This window comes from Colwellia sp. MT41 (assembly GCF_001444365.1).
Taxonomy (GTDB): Bacteria; Pseudomonadota; Gammaproteobacteria; order Enterobacterales; family Alteromonadaceae; genus Colwellia; species Colwellia marinimaniae.
This window is the reverse complement of the sequence record NZ_CP013145.1, coordinates 2,210,030-2,232,350: the sequence shown is the minus strand read 5'-3', so window position 1 is coordinate 2,232,350 and position 22,321 is coordinate 2,210,030. Positions and strand designations below refer to the sequence as shown.

At 39.0% G+C, this 22,321-nt stretch carries 22 protein-coding genes and 1 tRNA gene; 14 read left to right on the top strand and 9 right to left on the bottom strand.

The window, feature by feature from the left end; translation table 11 throughout:
• Positions 1-84: 84 nt before the first annotated feature.
• A complete protein-coding gene (ubiG, locus tag CMT41_RS09585; protein WP_057181092.1) occupies positions 85-825 on the bottom strand; it encodes a bifunctional 2-polyprenyl-6-hydroxyphenol methylase/3-demethylubiquinol 3-O-methyltransferase UbiG in 741 nt (246 codons plus the stop codon).
• A gap of 314 nt (positions 826-1,139) precedes the next feature.
• Between ubiG and gyrA the strand changes: the two genes are divergently transcribed.
• The 9 genes from gyrA to pyrF all read left to right on the top strand — a co-directional run bounded on the left by gyrA (position 1,140) and on the right by pyrF (position 12,202).
• Complete coding sequence (gene gyrA, locus CMT41_RS09580; protein ID WP_058027137.1) at positions 1,140-3,878, top strand: DNA topoisomerase (ATP-hydrolyzing) subunit A; 2,739 nt, start codon at positions 1,140-1,142, stop codon at positions 3,876-3,878.
• Positions 3,879-4,147: 269 nt separating this feature from the next.
• Entirely contained in the window at positions 4,148-5,236 is a 1,089-nt protein-coding gene (gene serC / locus CMT41_RS09575; RefSeq protein WP_058027136.1) for a 3-phosphoserine/phosphohydroxythreonine transaminase, read from the top strand.
• An 80-nt stretch (positions 5,237-5,316) separates the two neighbouring features.
• Complete coding sequence (gene aroA / locus CMT41_RS09570) at positions 5,317-6,672, top strand: 3-phosphoshikimate 1-carboxyvinyltransferase (RefSeq protein ID WP_057181089.1); 1,356 nt, start codon at positions 5,317-5,319, stop codon at positions 6,670-6,672.
• A gap of 102 nt (positions 6,673-6,774) precedes the next feature.
• A complete protein-coding gene (gene cmk / locus CMT41_RS09565) occupies positions 6,775-7,455 on the top strand; it encodes a (d)CMP kinase (protein ID WP_057181088.1) in 681 nt (226 codons plus the stop codon).
• 151 nt (positions 7,456-7,606) lie between these two features.
• Positions 7,607-9,268, top strand: a complete 1,662-nt coding sequence (gene rpsA / locus CMT41_RS09560) for a 30S ribosomal protein S1 (RefSeq protein WP_057181336.1) — start codon at positions 7,607-7,609, stop codon at positions 9,266-9,268.
• A gap of 179 nt (positions 9,269-9,447) precedes the next feature.
• A complete protein-coding gene (ihfB, locus tag CMT41_RS09555) occupies positions 9,448-9,735 on the top strand; it encodes an integration host factor subunit beta (protein ID WP_057181087.1) in 288 nt (95 codons plus the stop codon).
• 86 nt (positions 9,736-9,821) lie between these two features.
• A complete protein-coding gene (locus CMT41_RS09550) occupies positions 9,822-10,067 on the top strand; it encodes a lipopolysaccharide assembly protein LapA domain-containing protein (protein WP_231733032.1) in 246 nt (81 codons plus the stop codon).
• 61 nt (positions 10,068-10,128) lie between these two features.
• Entirely contained in the window at positions 10,129-11,298 is a 1,170-nt protein-coding gene (lapB, locus tag CMT41_RS09545; RefSeq protein ID WP_057181085.1) for a lipopolysaccharide assembly protein LapB, read from the top strand.
• Positions 11,299-11,506: 208 nt separating this feature from the next.
• Complete coding sequence (gene pyrF, locus CMT41_RS09540) at positions 11,507-12,202, top strand: orotidine-5'-phosphate decarboxylase (RefSeq protein WP_057181084.1); 696 nt, start codon at positions 11,507-11,509, stop codon at positions 12,200-12,202.
• A gap of 279 nt (positions 12,203-12,481) precedes the next feature.
• On the opposite strand, the gene gap is transcribed toward pyrF, so the two are convergent.
• Entirely contained in the window at positions 12,482-13,486 is a 1,005-nt protein-coding gene (gene gap, locus CMT41_RS09535) for a type I glyceraldehyde-3-phosphate dehydrogenase (RefSeq protein WP_057181083.1), read from the bottom strand.
• Positions 13,487-13,740: 254 nt separating this feature from the next.
• Between gap and gndA the strand changes: the two genes are divergently transcribed.
• The gene (gene gndA, locus CMT41_RS09530; RefSeq protein ID WP_058027135.1) at positions 13,741-15,273 is read left to right on the top strand and encodes an NADP-dependent phosphogluconate dehydrogenase; all 1,533 of its coding nucleotides are present in this window, start codon (positions 13,741-13,743) and stop codon (positions 15,271-15,273) included.
• Between the two features lie 11 nt (positions 15,274-15,284).
• Positions 15,285-15,662, top strand: coding sequence for a peptide-methionine (R)-S-oxide reductase MsrB (gene msrB / locus CMT41_RS09525; RefSeq protein WP_057181081.1), 378 nt, complete (start codon positions 15,285-15,287; stop codon positions 15,660-15,662).
• A 71-nt stretch (positions 15,663-15,733) separates the two neighbouring features.
• Here msrB and CMT41_RS09520 read toward each other — a convergent pair whose 3' ends face one another.
• On the bottom strand, positions 15,734-16,618 hold the full coding sequence (locus tag CMT41_RS09520; RefSeq protein ID WP_232299942.1) for a DUF2989 domain-containing protein: 885 nt from the start codon (positions 16,616-16,618) through the stop codon (positions 15,734-15,736).
• A gap of 107 nt (positions 16,619-16,725) precedes the next feature.
• Here CMT41_RS09520 and CMT41_RS09515 point away from each other — a divergent pair, with 107 nt between their 5' ends.
• Entirely contained in the window at positions 16,726-18,177 is a 1,452-nt protein-coding gene (locus tag CMT41_RS09515; RefSeq protein WP_057181079.1) for a glyceraldehyde-3-phosphate dehydrogenase, read from the top strand.
• A gap of 443 nt (positions 18,178-18,620) precedes the next feature.
• Positions 18,621-18,818 carry a hypothetical protein gene (locus CMT41_RS09510; RefSeq protein ID WP_058027134.1) on the top strand — a complete coding sequence of 66 codons (198 nt, stop codon included), beginning with the start codon at positions 18,621-18,623 and terminating at the stop codon, positions 18,816-18,818.
• Positions 18,819-18,873: 55 nt separating this feature from the next.
• Here CMT41_RS09510 and CMT41_RS09505 read toward each other — a convergent pair whose 3' ends face one another.
• From CMT41_RS09505 to CMT41_RS09480, 6 genes are all read right to left on the bottom strand, one after another.
• On the bottom strand, positions 18,874-19,212 hold the full coding sequence (locus CMT41_RS09505) for a TusE/DsrC/DsvC family sulfur relay protein (RefSeq protein ID WP_058027133.1): 339 nt from the start codon (positions 19,210-19,212) through the stop codon (positions 18,874-18,876).
• The gene (gene tusB / locus CMT41_RS09500; RefSeq protein ID WP_058027132.1) at positions 19,203-19,496 is read right to left on the bottom strand and encodes a sulfurtransferase complex subunit TusB; all 294 of its coding nucleotides are present in this window, start codon (positions 19,494-19,496) and stop codon (positions 19,203-19,205) included. Before tusB ends, CMT41_RS09505 begins: the two co-directional genes overlap by 10 nt.
• A gap of 38 nt (positions 19,497-19,534) precedes the next feature.
• Positions 19,535-19,930: a sulfurtransferase complex subunit TusC gene (gene tusC / locus CMT41_RS09495; RefSeq protein ID WP_058027131.1), complete on the bottom strand. Its 396-nt coding sequence runs from the start codon at positions 19,928-19,930 to the stop codon at positions 19,535-19,537.
• The gene (gene tusD, locus CMT41_RS09490) at positions 19,930-20,298 is read right to left on the bottom strand and encodes a sulfurtransferase complex subunit TusD (protein WP_057181074.1); all 369 of its coding nucleotides are present in this window, start codon (positions 20,296-20,298) and stop codon (positions 19,930-19,932) included. The genes tusC and tusD overlap by 1 nt, the downstream gene beginning before the upstream one ends.
• 103 nt (positions 20,299-20,401) lie before the next feature.
• Positions 20,402-21,070, bottom strand: a complete 669-nt coding sequence (locus CMT41_RS09485; protein ID WP_058027130.1) for a Bax inhibitor-1/YccA family protein — start codon at positions 21,068-21,070, stop codon at positions 20,402-20,404.
• A 262-nt stretch (positions 21,071-21,332) separates the two neighbouring features.
• Positions 21,333-21,950 (bottom strand): DNA-3-methyladenine glycosylase I, encoded by a 618-nt coding sequence (locus tag CMT41_RS09480; RefSeq protein ID WP_058027129.1) that lies wholly within the window; start codon positions 21,948-21,950, stop codon positions 21,333-21,335.
• A 185-nt stretch (positions 21,951-22,135) separates the two neighbouring features.
• On the opposite strand from CMT41_RS09480, the gene CMT41_RS09475 reads away from it, so the two are divergent.
• Positions 22,136-22,226, top strand: a tRNA-Ser gene (locus CMT41_RS09475).
• The last annotated feature ends 95 nt before the right edge of the window (positions 22,227-22,321 follow it).

Below are 22,321 nucleotides of genomic sequence, written 5' to 3'. Positions count from 1 at the left end.
AACAACTTGGCTATTAATACAACACTCTTATTCCTTACGCTAAGCACTAGCATTCTTTAATTTAGCTAGGTCTATCGCTTGCTATCAAAGCTTACGACAACAGATAATATAATTAACATCAAGAGAGTCTATCAGTTTGTGATTGCCCGTTAACGGATTGTAGTGAATGCCACTGGCATCAATACACTTTAAGCCATGTAATGCTGCCCAGCTAATGAGTTGTGAAGGGCGAATGAATTTATCATGGTCATGGGTACCGTCGGGAACAATTTTTAAGATTTTTTCTGCGGCAACTATGGCCAGTAAATATGACTTAATACCCTTATTTAGCGTTGAAAAGAACACCAAACCACCCGGTTTGACTAATGTCGCACACGCTTGCACCACGGAAGCAGGGTCAGGCACATGTTCAAGCATTTCCATACAGGTAACCACATCAAACGTTTCACTACATGCTAGCGCCTTTTCTTCTGCGGTAATCTTCTGATAATCTATGGATAAACTGGTTTCTAGTGCATGTAATTTAGCAACATTTAAGGGTTCCATGCCCATATCTATCCCGGTGACTTTAGCACCTAACTTTGTTAATGATTCAGATAAGATGCCACCTCCGCAGCCTACATCGATGACTTGCTTATCATACAAGCCATTATTTGCTTGAGTGTCGTTATCTAGCCAGGCAATATGTTGACATATAAATTGTACTCTTAATGGGTTGATTTGATGTAAGGGTTTAAAGTCTCCATTTAAATCCCACCATTGACTGGCAATTTTATTAAATTTTGCAATTTCATCTTCATTTACGTTAAGCGGTTTGGTTGACATAGTATTTTAAGCTTCAAGTTAACTTTTCATTATTTTATTCTAAACCAAAGTTATTTTGAAACAAAGGGTATAGATCAAATCAAGGCTATTTTGTTGTTTTTTTAAACTGATTATAACCCCTTAAAAATGCTTTAAATAAAGCGGTATGGCATCAAACATTTTTATGCTAGTATGCTGCGTTGATTACTATTGTTAGTGTCTATTAGATAACAATAAAATCTTTAAAATAGCGTTTTTCAAGACGCTAATAATTAGCCTCGCTATATTAGATGTTTTGTTAAGCAAAAGAATTAGTTAAGGGATACCATCGATTTATGTCCGATCTGGCCAAACAAATAGTTCAAGTTAATATTGAAGATGAACTAAAAACCTCCTATTTAGATTATGCCATGAGCGTAATAGTTGGGCGTGCATTGCCTGATGTTCGTGATGGCTTAAAACCTGTACATCGCCGCGTCTTATTCGCCATGGATGTCTTAGGTAATGATTGGAACAAAGCGTATAAGAAATCAGCCCGTGTGGTTGGTGATGTTATTGGTAAGTATCACCCCCATGGTGATACGGCTGTTTACGATACCATCGTTCGTATGGCGCAACCATTCTCATTACGTTACATGCTGATAGACGGGCAGGGTAACTTTGGTTCTGTTGATGGTGATAGTGCCGCGGCAATGCGTTATACCGAAATCCGTATGTCTAAAATTGCCCATTCTATTTTAGCTGATTTAGAGAAAGAAACCGTTGATTTTGTGCCTAACTATGATGGCACTGAATTTATCCCCGTGGTTATGCCAACGCGTGTGCCTAACTTGTTAGTCAATGGTAGTAGTGGTATTGCGGTAGGTATGGCAACCAATATCCCGCCACATAACTTGACTGAAGTCATCAATGGCTGTTTAGCGCTTATTGAAAACAGTGAAATATCATTTGAACAGTTATTAGAAATCATCCCAGGACCTGACTTTCCAACAGCAGGTATTATCAGTGGCCGTGCGGGTATCGAAGAAGCCTATCGTACGGGTCGTGGTAAAATAAAGATTCGTGCTCGCGCCAGCATTGAAGTGCACGAAACTACGGGTAAAGAAACCATTATTGTCCATGAATTACCGTATCAAGTAAATAAAGCACGTCTCATTGAAAAAATGGCCGAGCTAGTGAAAGATAAACGTCTTGAAGGTGTTTCAGCTTTGCGTGATGAGTCGGATAAAGACGGCATGCGCATGGTTATCGAAATCAAACGTGGCGAAGTCGGTGAAGTTGTTTTAAATAACTTATTTAAACTCACACAGATGCAGGTCTCTTTTGGTTTTAATATGGTGGCGTTAACTAACGGTCAACCAAAATTATTTAACATTAAAGAGATGCTTGAAGAGTTTGTTTTACATCGCCGTGAAGTGGTTACTCGTAGAACAATTTTTGAATTAAAGAAAGCACGCGAACGTGCTCATATCTTAGAAGGCTTATCGATTGCCTTAATAAATATTGACCCGATCATTGAATTAATTAAAAATTCAAGCAATAGAAAAGATTCCGAAGAAAAACTGATTGCCCAAGGTTGGGCATTAGGTGCTGTTGCCGATATGCTTAGCGCGTCAGGCAATGATGCCGCACGCCCTGAGTGGTTAGAAGCAGAATACGGTATTCGTGATGGTTTATATTATTTGACCGCAGAACAAGCAAAAGCCATCGTGGACTTGCAGTTATATAAATTGTCGGGCATGGAACACGAAAAGATTTTAAGCGAGTACAAATCGCTATTAGAGCTAATTGCGCAATTACTGCATATTTTGACTACGCCATCACGTTTAATGGAAATTATTTGTGAAGAGCTTATTGCTATTCGTGAAGAATTTGGCGATGAACGTCGGACTGAAATCACTGACGCTTCCCATGATTTATCGTTAGAAGATTTAATCACTGAAGAAGATGTTGTCGTGACCTTATCTCACGAAGGTTATGTTAAGTACCAAATATTAAGTGATTACGAAGCTCAGCGTCGTGGTGGTAAAGGCAAAGCGGCAACTAAGATGAAGGAAGAAGACTTCATCGAACGTTTATTAGTGGCGAATACCCATGACACCATCTTATGTTTCTCAAATCGTGGTAAATTATATTGGTTGAAAGTTTACCAATTACCGTTAGCAAGCCGTACTGCCAGAGGTAGACCGATTGTAAACATCTTACCATTAGAAAGTAATGAACGTATTACTGCTATTTTACCCGTGCGTGAATATGAAGATGATAAATTTATCATTATGGCCACTGCTTCGGGCACCGTTAAGAAAACACCATTGAAGGCTTATTCAAATCAACGTGCCAATGGCATCATTGCTTTGAACTTGCGTGATGACGATACCTTAATTGGTGTTGATATTACTAACGGTGAAAGCGATATAATGCTTTTCTCTGATGCAGGTAAAGTGGTGCGTTTCAATGAGAAAGCTCGTGATAGTGAAACAGGTGCAGTTAAAATTGATCCTGAAACTGGCGAAGAAATACTAGCCTTACGCTCCATTGGTCGTACCGGTACAGGTGTTCGTGGTATTCGACTTGACGGTGATCAAAAAGTTGTTTCGCTTATTGTGCCTAAAAATAATGGTGCCATTCTAACCATTACCGAAAATGGTTTTGGTAAGCGTACTGAATTAGCAGAATATCCAGCGAAAAGTAGAGCGACGAAAGGTGTTGTTTCTATTAAAGTCAGCGAACGTAATGGTAAAGTTGTTGGCGCAGTGCAAGTTGAAGAACTTGATGAAATTATGCTAATTACTGACAATGGTACTCTAGTTCGTACCCGCGTTAATGAAGTGAGCGTTATCGGCCGCAATACTCAAGGGGTACGTCTGATTCGTACAGCAGAGAATGAGCATGTGGTTGCACTACAACGTATTGATGAAATTGAGGAGCCCGAACACGTTGAAGAAGTTGCTGAGGGTGACGAGATAGTCGAAACGAGTGCCGAGCCCAATTCTGAAAACAGTCCAGAGCATAGCGCTCAGCAGGATAGTGCAGATAGCACACAAGACGAAAAACAAGACGACAAACAAGAGTAATTGTCGTAGTAACAATGACAAGGGCGGCTAATAACCGCCTTTTTTAATGTGATTTTATTAATAAAAAATAATATTTAAGATACCATACCCGTTACCATTCAAGATGCATGTTTCAGAGTGCTTAAGTCATTTCAATTCAAGGTGTAGTGATGAAATAATGGTTGTGCCATTATAAGTTACAGCAACGATGAAGTGATGTTGCTCAAACGCTTCTTCGATGGGGTTTAAAGTGACTTTAACGGGCATAGTTAACATGATTAGGAATGATAATGTCTAAAGTTTTTAATTTTTGTGCTGGACCGGCCATGTTACCGACAGCGGTAATGGCAAAAGCACAGCAAGAATTTGTTAATTGGCAAGACACAGGATGCTCTGTGATGGAACTCAGTCACCGTAGTGATATTTATATCGCTATGGCTAAAAAAGCAGAAGCAGACTTGCGTGAGTTGATGTCTATTCCTGATAATTACCAAGTATTGTTTTGCCATGGTGGTGGACGAGGACAATTTTCTGCGGTACCACTTAACTTGTTACCTCAGGGTAAGTCTGCGGATTACATTGTCTCAGGCTCTTGGTCAAAAGCGGCGGCGGTTGAAGCCAAAAACTTTGGTGACATTAATACCATTAATATCAACCAAGACAATGATATCAGCTTGAGCCTTTTAGCCAGTTCAGACTGGCCACTTAACCCCGATGCCGCTTATGTCCATTACTGTCCCAATGAAACCGTTAATGGTCTTGAAATTAATACTATTCCAGAAACACATGGTGTGCCTTTAGTCGCTGATATGTCATCAACTATTTTATCCCATGAAGTGGATGTCAGTAAGTTTGGTTTAATTTACGCAGGGGCACAAAAAAACATTGGTCCATCTGGTTTAACCATTGTTATTATTCGAGAAGATTTACTTGGTCATGCACAAATAGCAACGCCATGTATTATGAATTATAAAACATCTGCCGATCATAATTCTATGTATAACACGCCGCCAACGTATGCTTGGTATCTTGCCGGTCTGGTCTTTCAGTGGCTCAAAGAGTTAGGCGGGGTAAAGGCAATGGCTAAAGTAAATAAAGTTAAAGCTGAGCTATTGTATCAAGCTATCGATAAAAGTGACTTCTACCTTAATCACATAGAAAGCCAGTATCGTAGTAAGATGAATATTCCTTTTTGGCTAAAAGATGACAGCTTAAATGATAAGTTTTTAAGTGAATCTGAAGCTGCGGGTTTAATGGCGCTAGAAGGCCATAGAATGGTTGGCGGTATGCGGGCAAGCATTTATAACGCCATGCCACTGGCAGGTGTGCAAGCCCTTGTTGCCTTTATGGCAAAGTTTGAGCAAGAAAATAAAAGTTAGTGGCTCTTACTTAACAATAAAACAAAGAAAAATTATTTTTAACACTTTCTAGAACAATATTATTAATAGTTGGAATATCCATGTCTCAAGCAAAAAAGGCGTTAACCTTTACTACTCGCCCTGGTCATAGCGTTTCAGGTGATATTATAGTACCTGGCGATAAATCAGTTTCTCATCGCTCAATCATGTTTGGTTCATTAGCCAATGGTACTACCCATATTAAAGGCTTTTTACCGGGTCAAGACTGTTTAGCGACTATGAATTGCTTTAAAGCGATGGGCATAGAAATTGAAGGGCCAGATAGCGATCATAATGTGACTGTTCACGGTAAAGGTTTACATGGTTTATCACAGCCGAAAGAACAGCTTGATATTGGCAACTCAGGTACCTCTATTCGTTTGCTTTCGGGCATCCTAGCTGGACAGCAGTTTAGTTCTTCTATGGCCGGTGATGTATCGTTAAATAAAAGACCTATGGCACGTGTCGTTGAGCCATTACAATTAATGGCTGCTAATATAAGTGCACGTGAAGATGGCACACCACCGGTTGTTTGTCAGGGACTTGCAGAAAATCAAAAGCTCAAAGCTATCGATTATATATTGCCTATGGCTAGCGCTCAGGTGAAGTCTTGCGTTATTTTAGCTGGCATGTATGCAGAAGGTGTTACTAGCGTTATTGAACCTGGCATTACTCGTGATCATACTGAACGTATGTTAACCGCTTTTGGTTACCCTGTTACTGTTGAGAAAAATATCGACGGAGACGAACAAAAAACACGTATTTCTATTGAAGGTGGCCATGAATTGACCGCTTGTGATATTCAAATACCGGGTGATATTTCTTCGGCTACCTTTTTTATGGTTGCTGGCTTAATTGCTAAGTCAGGGCAACTGACGATTCGTAATGTAGGCATGAACCCAACCCGCATCGGTGCTATAAATATTTTAAAAGCAATGCAAGGTGATTTAACCATTATCAATGAACGCATGGCTGGTGGTGAGCCCGTTGCTGATATTGTTGTTAAAGCATCGCAATTACAGGGCATAGATATTAGTGAACGTGATGTGCCGCTCGCTATCGATGAATTTCCAGCAATATTTATTGCCGCAGCCTGTGCTAATGGTACAACGAGATTACGCGGCGCAGAAGAGTTAAGAGTAAAAGAAAGTGATCGTATCCAGGCGATGGCTGACGGCCTTGTTGAACTTGGTATAGAGTGTACTGTTTTTGACGATGGTATTGACATTACCGGTGGGGAAATCGGCTCAGGTACTATTCATAGTCATGATGATCACCGAATCGCCATGTCATTTGCTATTAGTTCATTAAGAGCAACCGGTAGTATTACTATTTTAGATTGTGATAATGTAGCCACCTCTTTTCCTAATTTTGTTAGTTTAGCAAATGAAGTAGGTTTATCCATTACTCAAGCGTAAGTTGGGTGATAATGTTACAAAACAACAGAGTGTTGTCGCGTTAAATTGTTTATAATGCTTTAAAATGAATAACGTACTGTGGCGTAAAGAAAGGAAAACTATATGAATGAAAAATTCCCCATTATTACCATTGATGGTCCAAGTGGTGCAGGTAAGGGGACCGTTGCTCGGATAGTAGCGGATCAATTGGGTTGGCATCTGCTCGATAGTGGTGCTATTTACCGTGTCTTAGCGGTGGCAATTCAGCATCATCAACTCTCCTTAGATGATGAAGAGCCGCTTATCCCTATGGCTGCCCACTTAGATGTGCAATTTGAAATTAATAATCAAGGTGAAGGAACCGTTATTTTAGAAGGCGAGAATGTTACCGATATTATTCGTACCGAAGAAATCGGTGAGTTAGCTTCACAAGTGGCGGCCTTTCCTCGTGTTCGAGAAGCATTATTACGCAGACAACGTGCTTTTAGCGTGAGTCCAGGGCTGGTTGCTGATGGTCGTGATATGGGCACAGTCGTTTTTCCGCAAGCAGAAGTTAAAATATTTCTAACGGCCAGTGCAGAAGAGCGCGCACAAAGACGTTTTAATCAGTTGAAAGAAAAGGGCTTTGATGTTAAAATCGGCCGCCTTTTGGATGACATACGTCAACGAGATGAGCGAGATCAAAACCGTAAGGTGGCGCCGCTTATCCCAGCAGAGGGTGCGTTAATGATTGATTCTACTGATATTTCCATTACGGAAGTGGTCAATAAAATTCTGTCGTTTGCCAATGGCAAGTTAACGTAAAACAACCAGCTTTAAGCTAGCTTAATCATTAATACCTGCTAGCATTAAAGAACTTTTATTTGAAAGCCTACTGTATGGATGCACTGGGCATACTTAACCACCCCATGAAACATTGACGTTGACTGGATTAATAGCTGAGTTATTACAAGTTATGATGGAAAATTTTGCAGAACTTTTTGAAGAAAGTTTAAAAGAAATCGAAACACGCCCTGGTTCAATTATCAAGGGTACAATCGTAGCCATTAACAAAGACAATGTTATTGTTGATGCTGGCCTTAAATCTGAGAGTGTTATCTCAATTGATCAATTTAAAAACGCTGCTGGTGAACTTGAAGTAGTTGTTGGTGATGAAATTGACGTAGCCCTAGATGCAACTGATGATGGTTTCGGTGAAACGATTCTTTCTCGTGAAAAAGCGAAACGTCACGAAGCATGGCAAGTGCTTGAAAAAGCATACGAAGAAAAAGAAACTGTTATCGGTGTTATCAACGGTAAAGTTAAAGGTGGTTTCACTGTTGAAGTTAGCAACATTCGTGCTTTCTTACCAGGTTCATTAGTAGATGTTCGTCCAGTACGTGACACTGCTCACCTTGAAGGTAAAGAATTAGAATTCAAAGTTATTAAGCTTGATCAAAAGCGTAATAACGTAGTTGTTTCACGTCGTGCTGTTATTGAAGCTGAAGGCAGTGCAGAACGTGATGAATTACTTGAATCATTAGCGGAAGGCCAAGAAGTTAAAGGTATCGTTAAGAACCTTACTGACTACGGTGCATTCGTTGATTTAGGCGGCATTGATGGTTTATTACATATCACAGATATGGCTTGGAAACGTGTTAAACACCCAAGTGAAATCGTAAATGTTGGCGATGAAATTCAAGTTAAAGTATTGAAATTTGACCGTGAGCGTACTCGTGTATCTCTAGGTATGAAGCAGTTAGGCGAAGATCCATGGGTAGCAATTGCTAACCGTTACCCAGAAGGTTCTAAACTTTCTGGTCGCGTAACTAACTTAACTGACTACGGTTGTTTTGTTGAAATCCAAGAAGGCGTTGAAGGTTTAGTTCACGTTTCTGAAATGGATTGGACTAACAAAAATATCCACCCATCTAAAGTTGTTAGCTTAGGTGACACAGTTGAAGTGCTAGTATTAGAAATTGACGAAGAACGTCGTCGTATTTCTCTAGGTCTTAAACAGTGTATTGCTAACCCTTGGGAAGAGTTTGCTAAAAACTTCAACAAAGGTGATAAAGTTTCAGGTAAAATCAAGTCAATCACTGACTTTGGTATCTTCATCGGTCTTGACGGCGGCATTGATGGTTTAGTTCACTTATCTGATATTTCATGGGCTGGTGGTGAAGAAGCCGTTCGTGATTATAAGAAAGGTGATGAAATCGACGCTATCGTTTTACAAGTTGACCCAGAACGTGAGCGTATCTCGTTAGGCGTTAAACAAGCTGAAGACGACCCGTTCAATATGTATCTGACAGATAAGAAAAAAGGTGCTATTGTTACTGGTAAGGTAATTGAAGTTGATGCTAAAGGCGCAACTATTGAGTTAGCTGAAAGTGTTGTTGGTTACCTACGTGTTAGCGACATTTCTGTAGACCGTATCGAAGATGCCTCTACAGTAATTAAAGTTGGTGACGACGTTGAAGCTAAGTTTATGGGTGTGGATCGTAAGAATCGTACTATTAGCTTATCTATCAAAGCAAAAGATCAAGCTGACGAACGTGAAGCAATGGATAACCTAAACCAAGTTGAAGAAAGTGGTTTAAGTGCTATGGCTGCAGCGTTTAAAAACGCTAAAAACTAATATTCCTTAAACGGAATTAGTTTTACTTTGCAATGGTGCTGTAATTATTACAGCAAGTGAAAAGAGTATTTATCACTATTGTGGTGATACTCTTTTCTTATTTTAAACGCCATCGGCGGAGCCAACTTTATACGATAAGTAAAGTTGCGCGGTGCTAGGTAAATACTGAGAGGTCGAGCATGACTAAGTCAGAACTTATTGAAAAATTATCCGATAAATTAAGTCATTTATCCGCTAAAGACGTGGAAAAATCAATCAAAGAAATCTTAGAATTAATGGCACAATCTTTATCAAAAGGTGAGCGCATTGAAATTCGAGGTTTTGGGAGTTTTTCATTGCATTATCGCGCACCTAGAGTTGGAAGAAATCCAAAGACCGGTGAATCGGTTGAGTTAAGCGGGAAATACGTTCCTCACTTTAAGCCAGGCAAAGAGTTACGTGAAAGAGTTAATCTTTCTGTAGCATAAATTGCAAAGCTAACTAAAAAATTAGATAATAAACGGCATGTTAACCATGCCGTTTTTTTTTGCAAAATTTAACAAGGCCGATGAAAATGCGATTATATACTACACTCTTTTTTATCTTAGTTTTACTTACCGTAGCATTTATTTTTGGTAGCCAAAACGAGCAATTACTGACCTTAAACTATTTAATTGCGCGCACAGAATTAACTGTGGCTGCCGCGGTGAGTTTATTTACTGGTCTAGGATTTTTCTTAGGTTTATTAGTTACTATTCTTTGGCGTATTGTACGAAAAAGTAAAAAAGCATTCGCGAAAAATAAATCTCAGGAAGTGTAGTGTCATATGACTTAACACTAGACTTTTCTCTTTCTTTATACCACCTGTCTCAAGAGATCAAATGATTGAATTACTCTTTTTATTATTACCCGTTGCTATGGCTTATGGCTGGTTTATGGGGCGTAATAGCATCAAACAAAACCAACAAACGGCAAAACAAGATCTATCGATAAAATACTCTACTGGCTTAAATTACTTACTATCGAACCAGCAAGATAAAGCTATTGATTCATTGCTCGATGCGCTAAAGGTTGAAGATGATAGTGTTGAAGCACATTTTGCTATGGCCAATTTATTTCGTAAACGTGGTGAGTTAGACCGTGCATTAAAAGTTCACGAGCATCTTGTTAGGTTAAATCACCTCCCCACTAAAGATAAACAGCAAGCGGTCTTTGAGTTAGGTAAAGATTTTTTAAGCGCAGGTTTGTATGATCGTGCGGAAACTATGTTTACCAAGTTGTTAAAGTCGAAAGACTATGGGGTGAAATCGTTATCGTATTTATTGAAAATATTTCAATCAACAAAAGATTGGCAGCATGGCATAGACAGAAAAAAATTAATCGTAAAATATAAAGATAAACGCTTATTGCATACCCTAGCTAACTTTTACTGTGAATTAGCGACCACAGCTTTTGAACAAGATCAATTTATTGAAGTGATTGAATTACTAGAGCAAGCACTGTTACTCGATCCCAATTCATGTCGCGCAAATTGGCTGATGGCTAAAATTTATGAGAGTCATCAGCAATGTGAGTTAGCGGCTAAGTGTTATCAAGCTATTTATCATCAAGATAATGAGTTTTTTCCTGATGTTATTGACCAAATGTTAGCTTGTTATACTCGCTTAGATGCTCTGGAAGAATTCTATAGCTTTATTAAAATGGTTTATGATGAAACGGCAAGCTCAGGGGCGTTAATCTGCTACCTTAGCTATGTAGAGCAAAAACACGGTAAGAAAAAAGCATTAGAATTTATTGTGTCAGCGTTAAAGCGTAGACCGACTATCCGTGGCTTTGAACACTTCGTCAATATGCAAATGACATCGACAGATGGGCCGGTCAGCAATACCGGCTTAGATTTAATTAAAGAGTTGATCAGTGAATATTTGAAAATTAAACACAGATATAGCTGCCGTACTTGTGGCTTTAATAGCCAGATTCATTATTGGTCATGTCCATCATGTCATGAGTGGGAGCAATTGAAACCGATCCGCGGGCTCGAAGGCGAATAAACAGCATCTTCGTTGCTACTTTCAACAATATTATTGTCAAAAGTACTCACTGACATTCGTCAGCTCCGTGCTCTTTTCTCAATATTGAAGAAACTCGCTTTGAATATCCAGTTTATTAATTTTCTGTTAGTAATATTAAAAGTTAGCAACAAACTAGACCTTCAGGAATTAATTGAAGGCCTTAAGTAAAGAACACAAAGGAAAAATCATGAACGATCCAAAAGTAGTAGTCGCTCTAGACTTTGATAAAAAAGAAGCTGCGTTATCATTTGTTGATAAGATTCAACCCACAGATGCTCGCTTAAAAGTCGGTAAAGAAATGTTTACCTACTTTGGTCCTGAGTTTGTCAAGCAACTGACAGGGAAGGGCTTTGATGTATTTCTCGATTTAAAATTTCATGATATTCCTAATACTGTGGCAAAAGCGGTTACCGCAGCTGCTGATTTAGGTGTCTGGATGGTGAATGTTCATGCTAGTGGTGGTAGCCAAATGATGACTAAAGCTAAGCAGGCCTTAGATCATTACGGCAAAGATGCGCCGTTATTAATAGCGGTCACCGTATTAACAAGTATGAGCGAGGATGACCTGCGTGGTTTAGGCATTACTAAATCTCCGGCAGAGCAGGTGAGTTTTTTAGCGAATCTAGCCAAGCAAAGTGGTTTGCATGGTGTTGTTTGTTCTGCATGGGAAGCTGAGCAATTAAAATTGGATTTAGGTAAAGAATTTAAATTGATAACCCCTGGCATAAGACCGGCAGGCTCGGCGCAAGATGATCAACAGCGGATTATGACGCCAGAGCAAGCAATGAATGTGGGTGTCGACTATTTGGTGATCGGACGCCCCATTACTAAAGCAAAAGATCCACAACTTGTCTTACAACAAATTAATGCTTCCATAAGCTAATAGCAATTCCACTAAGGTCTTGCCCACTTGTGGGGGTAAAATAGCCCAAGACTATGTTGCTCTCAATCCCAATAGCCTGCTATTGGTCAATCGAGCGCCTTGTCCTGCAATATTTTCTCTAAGCACAACAAGATCACAAACTTAATGAAAATGGTATAACGTTATTTTCTGTATTAATAATGCATATTTTTTATAATACTTTATAAAAACAAGACAAAAAAAAGCTAGCTCAATGAATGACCTAGCTTTTTTATACCGGAGTTTTTATTTCACTGGCGTTTATTTTTCGTATTGGTGTATGAAGGCAACTAAATCGAGTACCTTGTTTGAATAACCAATCTCATTATCGTACCAAGCAATAACTTTAACAAAGGTATCGGTTAAAGAAATACCTGCTGTCGCATCAAATATTGATGTACAGGTTGCACCGATAAAATCATTCGATACCACAGCATCTTCAGTGTAATCTAAAATACCTTTTAGCTCACCTTCTGCAGCCGCGCTCATGGCTTGACAAATTTCTGCGTAAGTGGCTGGTTTTTTCAAGTTTACCGTTAAATCAACTACCGATACATTCGGGGTTGGTACACGAAATGCCATACCGGTTAACTTACCATTTAACTCAGGAATAACTTTACCAACCGCTTTTGCCGCACCCGTTGATGACGGGATGATATTTTGACTGGCACCACGACCACCGCGCCAATCTTTAGCCGAAGGGCTATCTACTGTTTTTTGCGTCGCGGTGGTCGCATGTACTGTGGTCATCAGGCCATGTTCGATGCCCCAATTATCATGCAATACTTTAGCGATAGGCGCTAAACAGTTAGTAGTACAAGAGGCATTTGAAACAATATCTTGCCCGTCATAGGTGTCTAAGTTAACACCACAAACAAACATAGGGGTATCATCTTTTGACGGTGCACTTAAGACCACTTGCTTGGCACCGGCAGTAATGTGTTTGCGCGCTGTTTCATCGGTTAGGAATAAACCAGTAGATTCAACCACAACATCTACATCAATTTCATTCCATTTTAAATCTTCAGGGTTACGCTCAGCGGTGACACGAATTACTTTATCATTTACCACTAACTGCCCGTCAATTACATCAACAGTACCCTGAAAACGGCCATGAGTTGAATCATATTTCAACATATAGGCCATGTATTCGATATCCATCAAATCGTTGATACCAACAATTTCAATGTCATCACGTACTGCGGCTGCTCTAAATACAAAACGGCCAATACGGCCAAAACCATTAATACCAACTTTAATTTTCATGGAGAACCTCTTAACTTCATTATGTAGTAAAATTACACCATTTTGAGATTATTACAAGCTAAACATAGCTTTTTTGACTTAATATTTCATATTTAGCCTGTTGTTTTGTTTTAATTACAAAACTTTGTATTTACAGCTTAATTAATTGCGTATTTTGTACAATACTTTAGAAATAGCATGATAGAATGCGCAAAATTTTGAAGAATAGTTGCGAGCCAAGACTCCCGACCTTATTTGGCAGAGGAAAAATATTTATGACACAAGATAAATTTTTGTGTGACATTGGCTTTATTGGCCTAGGTGTTATGGGTAAAAATCTGGTGCTTAATTTAGCAGATAATGGCTACAATATTGCAGCATTTGATTTAAGTGATGAAAAGGTTCAAGCCCTTATTGCTCAAGATGAAATTGAGAACACTACCGGCACTCCACGTGTGTATGGCTGCTCCTCTTATACTGAATTATTGTCGCAACTTAAAGCTCCTCACCTTATTGTCTTAAGTGTTCCTGCGGGGGATCCGGTTGACCAAATCTGTGAAAACCTTATTGGTGCGGGTATTCAGCCAGACGATATCATTATTGATACCGGTAACAGCTTATGGCTTGATACCGTTGCTAGAGAAAAAAAGTACAAGAGTAATTTCTTGTTGTTTTCTTCGGCAGTATCCGGGGGCGAAGTTGGCGCACGTTTTGGTCCATCATTAATGCCAAGTGGCTCTCCTTATGCTTGGGCTCGTGTTAAACCAATTTGGGAAGCTATTGCCGCTAAAGTTGATAAGAAAACGGGTAAACCTATCGAGCGTACTCAACCTGGGCAAGTTATCACTGATGGTGAGCCTTGTACTACTTATATTGGTCCAGCGGGAGCAGGCCATTACGTTAAAATGGTGCACAACGGTATTGAATATGCGGATATGCAAATAATTTGTGAAGCCTATCACGTATTAAAATCGGCGTTACGTTTAACGTGCGATGAAATTGCTGATATATTTGCCCAGTGGAATAAGGGTCCATTAGACAGTTATTTATTGGAAATTTCGGTCGAAGTATTACGCCATAAAACCAAGGATACTAATACTCCCTTGGTTGAGTTGATTCTAGATAAAGCGGGGCAAAAAGGCACTGGGCTTTGGACGGCAATGAGTAGCTTAGAATTGGGTTGTCCAGCACCTACCATAGCTCAAGCGGTTTATGCTCGCTCTATTTCATCATTTAAAGAGCTACGAACTCAGGCATCAGCATTGCTCACCGGTCCACAACAGACAGCTTTACCTGCAGCAGAGCAGCAAGAAATTATTGAGCAATTACATGATGCCATGTACTGCGCTAAAATTTGTGCTTATGCCCAAGGTTTCCAGTTAATGAAACTTGCCGGCAAAGAGCATGGTTGGACCTTAGATTTTGCCAGTATTGCTAAAATTTGGCGTGCGGGTTGCATCATTCGAGCCGCATTCTTGCAGTCGATAACAAATGCTTATCAGCAAAATGAGCATTTAGATAATTTAATGCTAGATGATTTCTTTATTAAGCAACTAAATGAGCGACAATTAAACTGGCGCAAAGCGATATGTTTTGCAACTATGCAGGGTGTACCTATAGGGGCCTTGTCCTCTTCACTTGCTTATTATGATTCAATGCGATGTGAAACCTTACCCGCTAATTTGTTGCAAGCTCAGCGAGATTTTTTTGGTGCTCATACTTTTGAGCGAATTGATAAAACGCCGGGTAAAAAATATCATGTGCAGTGGTCAACCAAGGACAGAGAAACTGTCGTTGTTGATAGCTAAGGGTTCAAATTATGACAAATAATGATGATTATAAAAATAAACTCACCGATGATGCTTATAAAGTATGTCGGTTAGCGGCTACTGAACAGCCCTTTAGTGGTATTTATAATGATCACTGGCAGCAGGGCACATATCATTGTGCCTGCTGTGAGCAAGCTTTATTTACCAGTGAAAGTAAGTTTGATACCGGCTGTGGCTGGCCTAGCTTCTTTGCCAGTATTGAAAAACAAGTGCTATATAAAACAGATAGCTCAAATGGCATGCAACGGGTAGAGATTCAGTGCCAAAACTGTTTATCTCATCTTGGCCATGTCTTTGACGATGGCCCGAAACCTACGGGTAAACGTTATTGCGTTAACTCACTTAGCTTAAACTTTCAGCCTACATAAGCGGTAACAGCAATGTTGCTTAGTCGTATATAGCACTATCGCTGCCCCCCTTAAACATATACTTACCCAGATTAATAACTTGGGCTAGTAAATTGTCCCGCGGTAATTTTAGCAAAGGTAGTGCGCGCGACTTTATCAAGAAACTTTGCATCTAGGCTTTTAGCTTGTTGATAGTTCTTAAGGTTAGCTTCTATCCTCTGGTCGGGCTTATCTTGTAATAACTGGTATATTCGTAACCATATATATGCTTGCTTATATTGCTTCTTCTGCGTGAATATCGTGACTAGGGTCTGTAATATTTCAGCAGGCAGTTCAGTGCCAGGTTGATGAAGTTCAAGGGCACGGTATAACAAGCCCAAGGTTTTATTGCGGTCTCGTTTTATATAATAGGTGGCTAAATGCAGTTGTGCCGTTGAGTTTTCAAGTATCGGTGTACCTTCTAGTTTTAAAAACTCGGCTAGGGCCAAGGTATTTCCTTCCCGGGACCAGTGATAATAAAGCAGGTGTGGGTGCTTAGCCTGAGCACTTTGTTCGGTTAGTAATGATAAATTCGCTTGAGCTTTTATTAAATTATCTTTTCTTAGCGTGGTTTTTTCTTTTAATTTGATGTGTTGGATTTGAGAAGCCAGTGACATACATTTAATATACCCCTCATAAGCAACAAGTAAGCTGTATTTATCAACATCAAGGTTTTTATCTTTGACATTAATTCGTGCAAAAATGACTTGGTTTCGTTGGGTTTTACACCAGCTATCTTGGCCAAAATCATTACATATATCTTCATTTTCCTTACACAATTGCATCAAGGTAACACTGCTGTCACAGGCATTAAGAGTTAGCACTAAAATGAGGGGCCAGCATTTGCTAACCGAGGGAAATCGTAACTGTATTATTTTTCGAAAAGCAATCATAAAAACACCAAAAAGATTTTTGTAACCGGTAGAGAAATAATTCATACTGAATTACAATACGCCCGTGAGTATAACCCAACTAGCTATTATCGATTCTAGAACACTATGATAATAGCCTATTGTTTAATTGACTGAAATAAAAGGTTTAAGTAATGACTTCTCATCTTGAGGAAAAATATCAAGCAAGCTGGCAAGAGCGTCAAACGTTCGCAGAAAATATGCAACCCCTTATTGGACAGTTGTATCGTAATAAAGGCATTGAAATTTCAGTGTACGGTCGCCAGTTATTAAATGCGTCTCCTATTGATATTATTAAAGCACATAAGTCTGTTGCTCTACATGAAGCAAGCAAATTACGTTTACGTGAAAGCTTCCCTTTTGTTGAAGCCATTAGCAAAATGGAACTAGCACCTGCTCGCATTGATGTCGGTAAACTAGCCTATAGTTATTTATACCTTGGTAAAGCCAATGACCTATCGATTGAACAATACTTAGAGAAAGAGTTATCAGTAGAAAGTCGTGAAAACACCGGTCAAAAAAGCCAAGACGTAGTGCTTTATGGTTTTGGTCGAATTGGTCGCTTGTTAGCGCGTTTATTAATTGAGCGTGCCGGACCAAATGCGACACTAAACCTTCGTGCTATCGTTTTACGTCCAAGTAAAGGCGCCGATGATCTAGAAAAACGTGCGAGTTTACTCCGTCGTGATTCCGTTCATGGTGCTTTTAATGGCAGCATTACTATTGATAAAGAAAATAATGTCATTAAAGCCAACGGTGCCTTTATCAAGGTGATTTATGCCAATTCACCGGCTGAAATCGATTACACTGCATATGGTATTAATAACGCCTTAGTTGTTGATAATACCGGTATCTGGACGGATGAAGAGGGTTTAGGGCAACATCTTAAATCTAAAGGTGTTGGTAAAGTATTACTAACAGCACCGGCTAAAGGCGATATTAAAAACATCGTTTATGGTGTTAACCACGATATGATATTAGCTTCAGATAAAATTATTTCTGCTGCTAGTTGTACAACGAATGCGATTACCCCGGTATTAAAAGCGATTAATGATGAATACGGTATTCGCAATGGCCATGTGGAAACTATCCACTCATATACCAACGATCAAAACTTGATTGATAATTACCATCCAGCACCACGTCGTGGTCGCAGTGCGCCTTTAAATATGGTTATCAGCACTACGGGTGCAGCTAAAGCGGTGGCTAAAGCATTACCTGAGCTGAAAGGTTTATTAACTGGTAACGCAATTCGAGTGCCAACGCCAAATGTTTCCATGGCTATCTTGAACTTGAACCTGAAAAAATCAACGGATAAAGCAGCGTTAAATGATTACTTACGTAATATTTCATTGAACTCGCCTTTACAAAACCAAATTGATTATACCGCTTCGACCGAAATCGTTTCTAGCGATTTAGTTGGCTCACGTTATGCGGGTGTTGTTGATTCACAAGCAACAATTGTTGAGGGTGATCGTGCGGTATTATACATTTGGTATGACAATGAGTTTGGTTATAGCTGTCAAGTATTGCAAGTTATGCTTGAAATGTCAGGAATTACGGTACCTAGCTTACCGCATAAATAAATTCACTTAATAAACATAAGTGATCAAAAAAAAGCGCATATTATATAATAATATGCGCTTTTTTGTTTTAGTAGTCGTTGTTTTTTAGTGGCTGGTAATAACAACTCACTTAATACCAAATTGATTAAGTTCTTTCCCACTCAGCGAGAATTAAAAGGCTTAGAGACAAGGCATTGATTGAAGAGAATGGTTACTCCCTTCTCCAAATCAATAACGCTGTGTGTAAGCCTTTTAAACTCGCCCTCGGGAGCTTACTCGATGACCACTAACTTCGTTAAATTCATTTGATTTAGAGTGACTAAACCGAAACGAATTTACCTTGTTATTGAACATCGAGCATAACTCTGAGTTGGGAAGAAATTTAATCAAATTGGTATAATACTTATGTTTTTCAGCAGTCGGCCGATAAATGTTTATTGCTAATTAATACACAAGGGGGATTTATGTCTATCAGCTTAGGTCAAAATAATTCTGTTGCTGCGCAATCTAACTTTGGTGCTGAATTTCTCACTGCAGCAGTAGCTAAAAGCCAGCAAGAATTAGAGGGACAAATGGTATTACTGCTTATTCAATCAGCAAATATAAATAATGTGCCCGCGCCAATGGGCAATAGTGGTTTTCAAGTCAATATTAAGGTGTAAAGCCTTTATCTTATGGCCCTGACTTACCAAGGGTGTTTGTCAAACTAGCTGTCGCTTAAATACAACGAGCAGGTTTAGGTAATCCTGCATATTTTGTTGCTTGTTTAGCGGGTCCCTCAGGAAATAACTTATACAAATAACGGCTGCTAGCCTTCTCTGCACCAAACTCTGCTTTCATCGCTTTGGTGAGTGCTCGAATAGCAGGAGAGGTGTTATAAGTGAGATAAAACTCTCTGACAAAGTTAATCACTTCCCAATGGGCATCCGTTAGCTCAAAATCATCATGATTTGCCATAACCAAGGCTAATTCTCTTTGCCACAACTGATGATCAAGTAAATAACCGTGTTTATCTGTTGGAATAATTTTGTCTTGAAAAATTAATGCTATTGCCATGTGATCACTTTATTATGGGTAAAGGTTAATTCAACAACATCACTAATTTCAATGGTGTTGACCGCTGTTATGATTTCAATGGCTCTAGCCTGTGCATGACTGGCGATAATATTGATATTAACCGAGCCTACTCGTTTGATTAAGCTATCCATCAACGAGTGTTTAAGGTTATAACAGCCATCATCCATCAATACTACGGAGTCTTGATGGTCTAGCACACTTAAACATTGGGCAAAGTCATTGCTAGCAAAAGCGGATTGTCGTATTAAATGTAAAGTACTCATGTTCGTTTCCTTAAATAAAAGCTCTTAAATATAAAGCCTTAAAACCTCAGTACATGTTGGTGGCGGTTAAGCGCTAAACCAAATTCAATACTCGATAATACTTGTACATCATCAATATGAAAATCCTCATCGAGTTGACGACTGGCTAATGACTGCTGGCAAACGTATATGTCTTCAATATCATAGAACTCAAAAGCCGAAAACGTTTTTAAATAATCTTTAATGCCAAGCAAGCTGCCGTCTTGCTTATCCATCAGTTGATAAACACCATCACCTTGAAAGAATAACGAAACCTTTTGTTCAAATGCAGCAAAAATCAACGCAACATCAAGGGCATCTTTACCATTGTTACTACTAAAAGGCGCTTTACTGTTAATGATTGCCAGAACACTTTCTTGTGGCGATGCAGAGGAGTTTTGCTCTATTGAGGTCATTAAAATTGTACCAAGCGCGATGCTTTTGTTGTTAACTCAACTAATTCACCTAAACCTGAGACGGTAAAGGCTTTATTTATTTTGTCATTATCTATGGCATCACAAGCTATACCACGTTTTTCTGCTGCAGTAATGCAAATATGTAGTGGTAATTGATACTGTTTTTGCAGTCGTTGCCAGTGTTCAATAGCCTGGTATTCATCACTAGCAATGCTAATATTTTCATTCGCATGCATTACGCCATCTTGGTAAAAGAACACGCCAATAACGTTGATGCCAGCGACTAATGCCGCCTCGACATACGTTAACGCGGTAATCGTTAGGTGGCTATAGGGGGGAGTAGTTATTACTACAGCAAGAGTTTTCACAACACATCCATCATAAAAAAATAAGTCAAAAAAAAGCCCCGCAATTGCGAGGCTTTTATTATAAATGATTATAAAGCTTTTTCAGCTAAATTTTTAGTATTAACTAATCATCGTTGTTTAATACGCCTAATAACATAAGTAAGTGGACAAAAATGTTATAGATACTTAAGTATAAAGAAATAGTGGCACGAATGTAGTTACGCTCACCACCATTAATAATACGGCTAGTATCATATAAGATTAAGCCCGACATAATCATAATGATTGCTGCACTAATCGCTAAAGAAAGCGCTGGAATTTGAAAGAAGATATTAGCAACCATTGCCACCAATGCCACAACCATACCGACCATTAAGAAACCGCCCATAAATGAGAAGTCTTTTTTACTGGTTAGTGCATAACCTGAAAGCGCAAAAAATATTAATGCTGTACCACCAAGTGCTTGCATGATTAATGCGCCGCCACCCGGCATTGCCGCGTAAGAACTTAACATTGGCCCTAAAGAAGCACCCATTAAACCGGTGAACGCAAAAATCCAATAAATACCACTGGCAGAATCTGCTTTTTTGTTAACAACAAACATTAAACCAAAAGCCACTAACGTCATAACAAGCGCAGCACCGGATGGTAGGTTCATCGCCATGGAAATGCCTGCTGTTACGGCACTGAACCCTAGTGTCATTGATAACAACATATAAGTATTTTTCAATACTTTATTAATTTCTAGCGCCGTACTTTGACTCGCCGTTTGAAAACTCATATTAGATTGCATAAAACTTCCTTAAGAATTTAATTCTATTTACTTGTTATAAGCTAAGATAAGGTCATTTTAGATAAGTTCAAGTTTTTATTATTTATATAACTGTATAACCGACTTACGCTAACTTGCTGCCTTATGACATATTATGGCATGGTGATTTTTAAAATACTATGCTTTGCTTTGTTTAACAGTGGCAATAATTTGTTTTCTTTTGTAACAAATGATAACCATTTTACCTATGCATTGCTTAAGGTGCTAAACAAAAGGGCGTTAGTTAACACTGTTGCCAGTTTAGTCCTAAAGTTTGATAACTGTCGATTATCTCTTGTTTTCTTTTACAGTCATTACTGTGATCGTTAATCAAACCTGAGGCTTGTAAATGAGCATATAGAGTGGTTGAACCGACAAATTTAAAGCCCCGCTTTTTTAAATCCTTACTTAAATTATCCGAAATAGGGGAGGTGGCCGGATAATCACTCAATTGCTGTAAATTACTGACTTGTACCTTGTTATCGACAAATGCCCAAATGTAGTTAATAAAACTACCAAATTCCTTTTGTATGGCAATAAAACATTTAGCGTTATTAACTGTGGCGGCAATTTTCCCCTGATGACGAATAATACTGGCATCGAGCACTAGACGTTGTTCATCCGCCAAAGTAAATAAAGCGACTTTATTAACATCAAAGTTTGCAAAGGCTTTTCTGTAGCCATCACGTCGCTTTAATATGGTATACCAACTTAAACCCGCCTGAGCTGATTCAAGTACAAGGTATTCAAACATCTTATCATCATCAAGAACAGGAACCCCCCATTCTTCATCATGGTATTTAACATAGTCTAGCTTCGTTGTGTCTAACCAAGGGCAACGGCAGGTATTTTCAGCTGTCATTGGGACATTCCTTCTTTGATGTTAATTAAATTGCTGGAAAAAAAAGCAAGCTGGTTGTTTTTTTAGCAAACAAACTTAAAACAAGCATAAATACTAAAATAGTGCTTTACAAGCCATTGGAGAGACTTTAATATTCGCCTCGTTCTCAAGCAAGCATTGTTTTATCAGCTTATTTGTTAACTTCAGGTGAGATGGCTGAGTGGTCGAAAGCACCGGTCTTGAAAACCGGCGAGGGTTTGTAGCCCTCCTAGAGTTCAAATCTCTATCTCACCGCCACATTTAGAAAAACCCGTTAATCGAAAGGTTAACGGGTTTTTTGCTTTTACAATGTTTAAAAGTAGCAAAGGGTTTGTAGCGCAGCACCTACGACG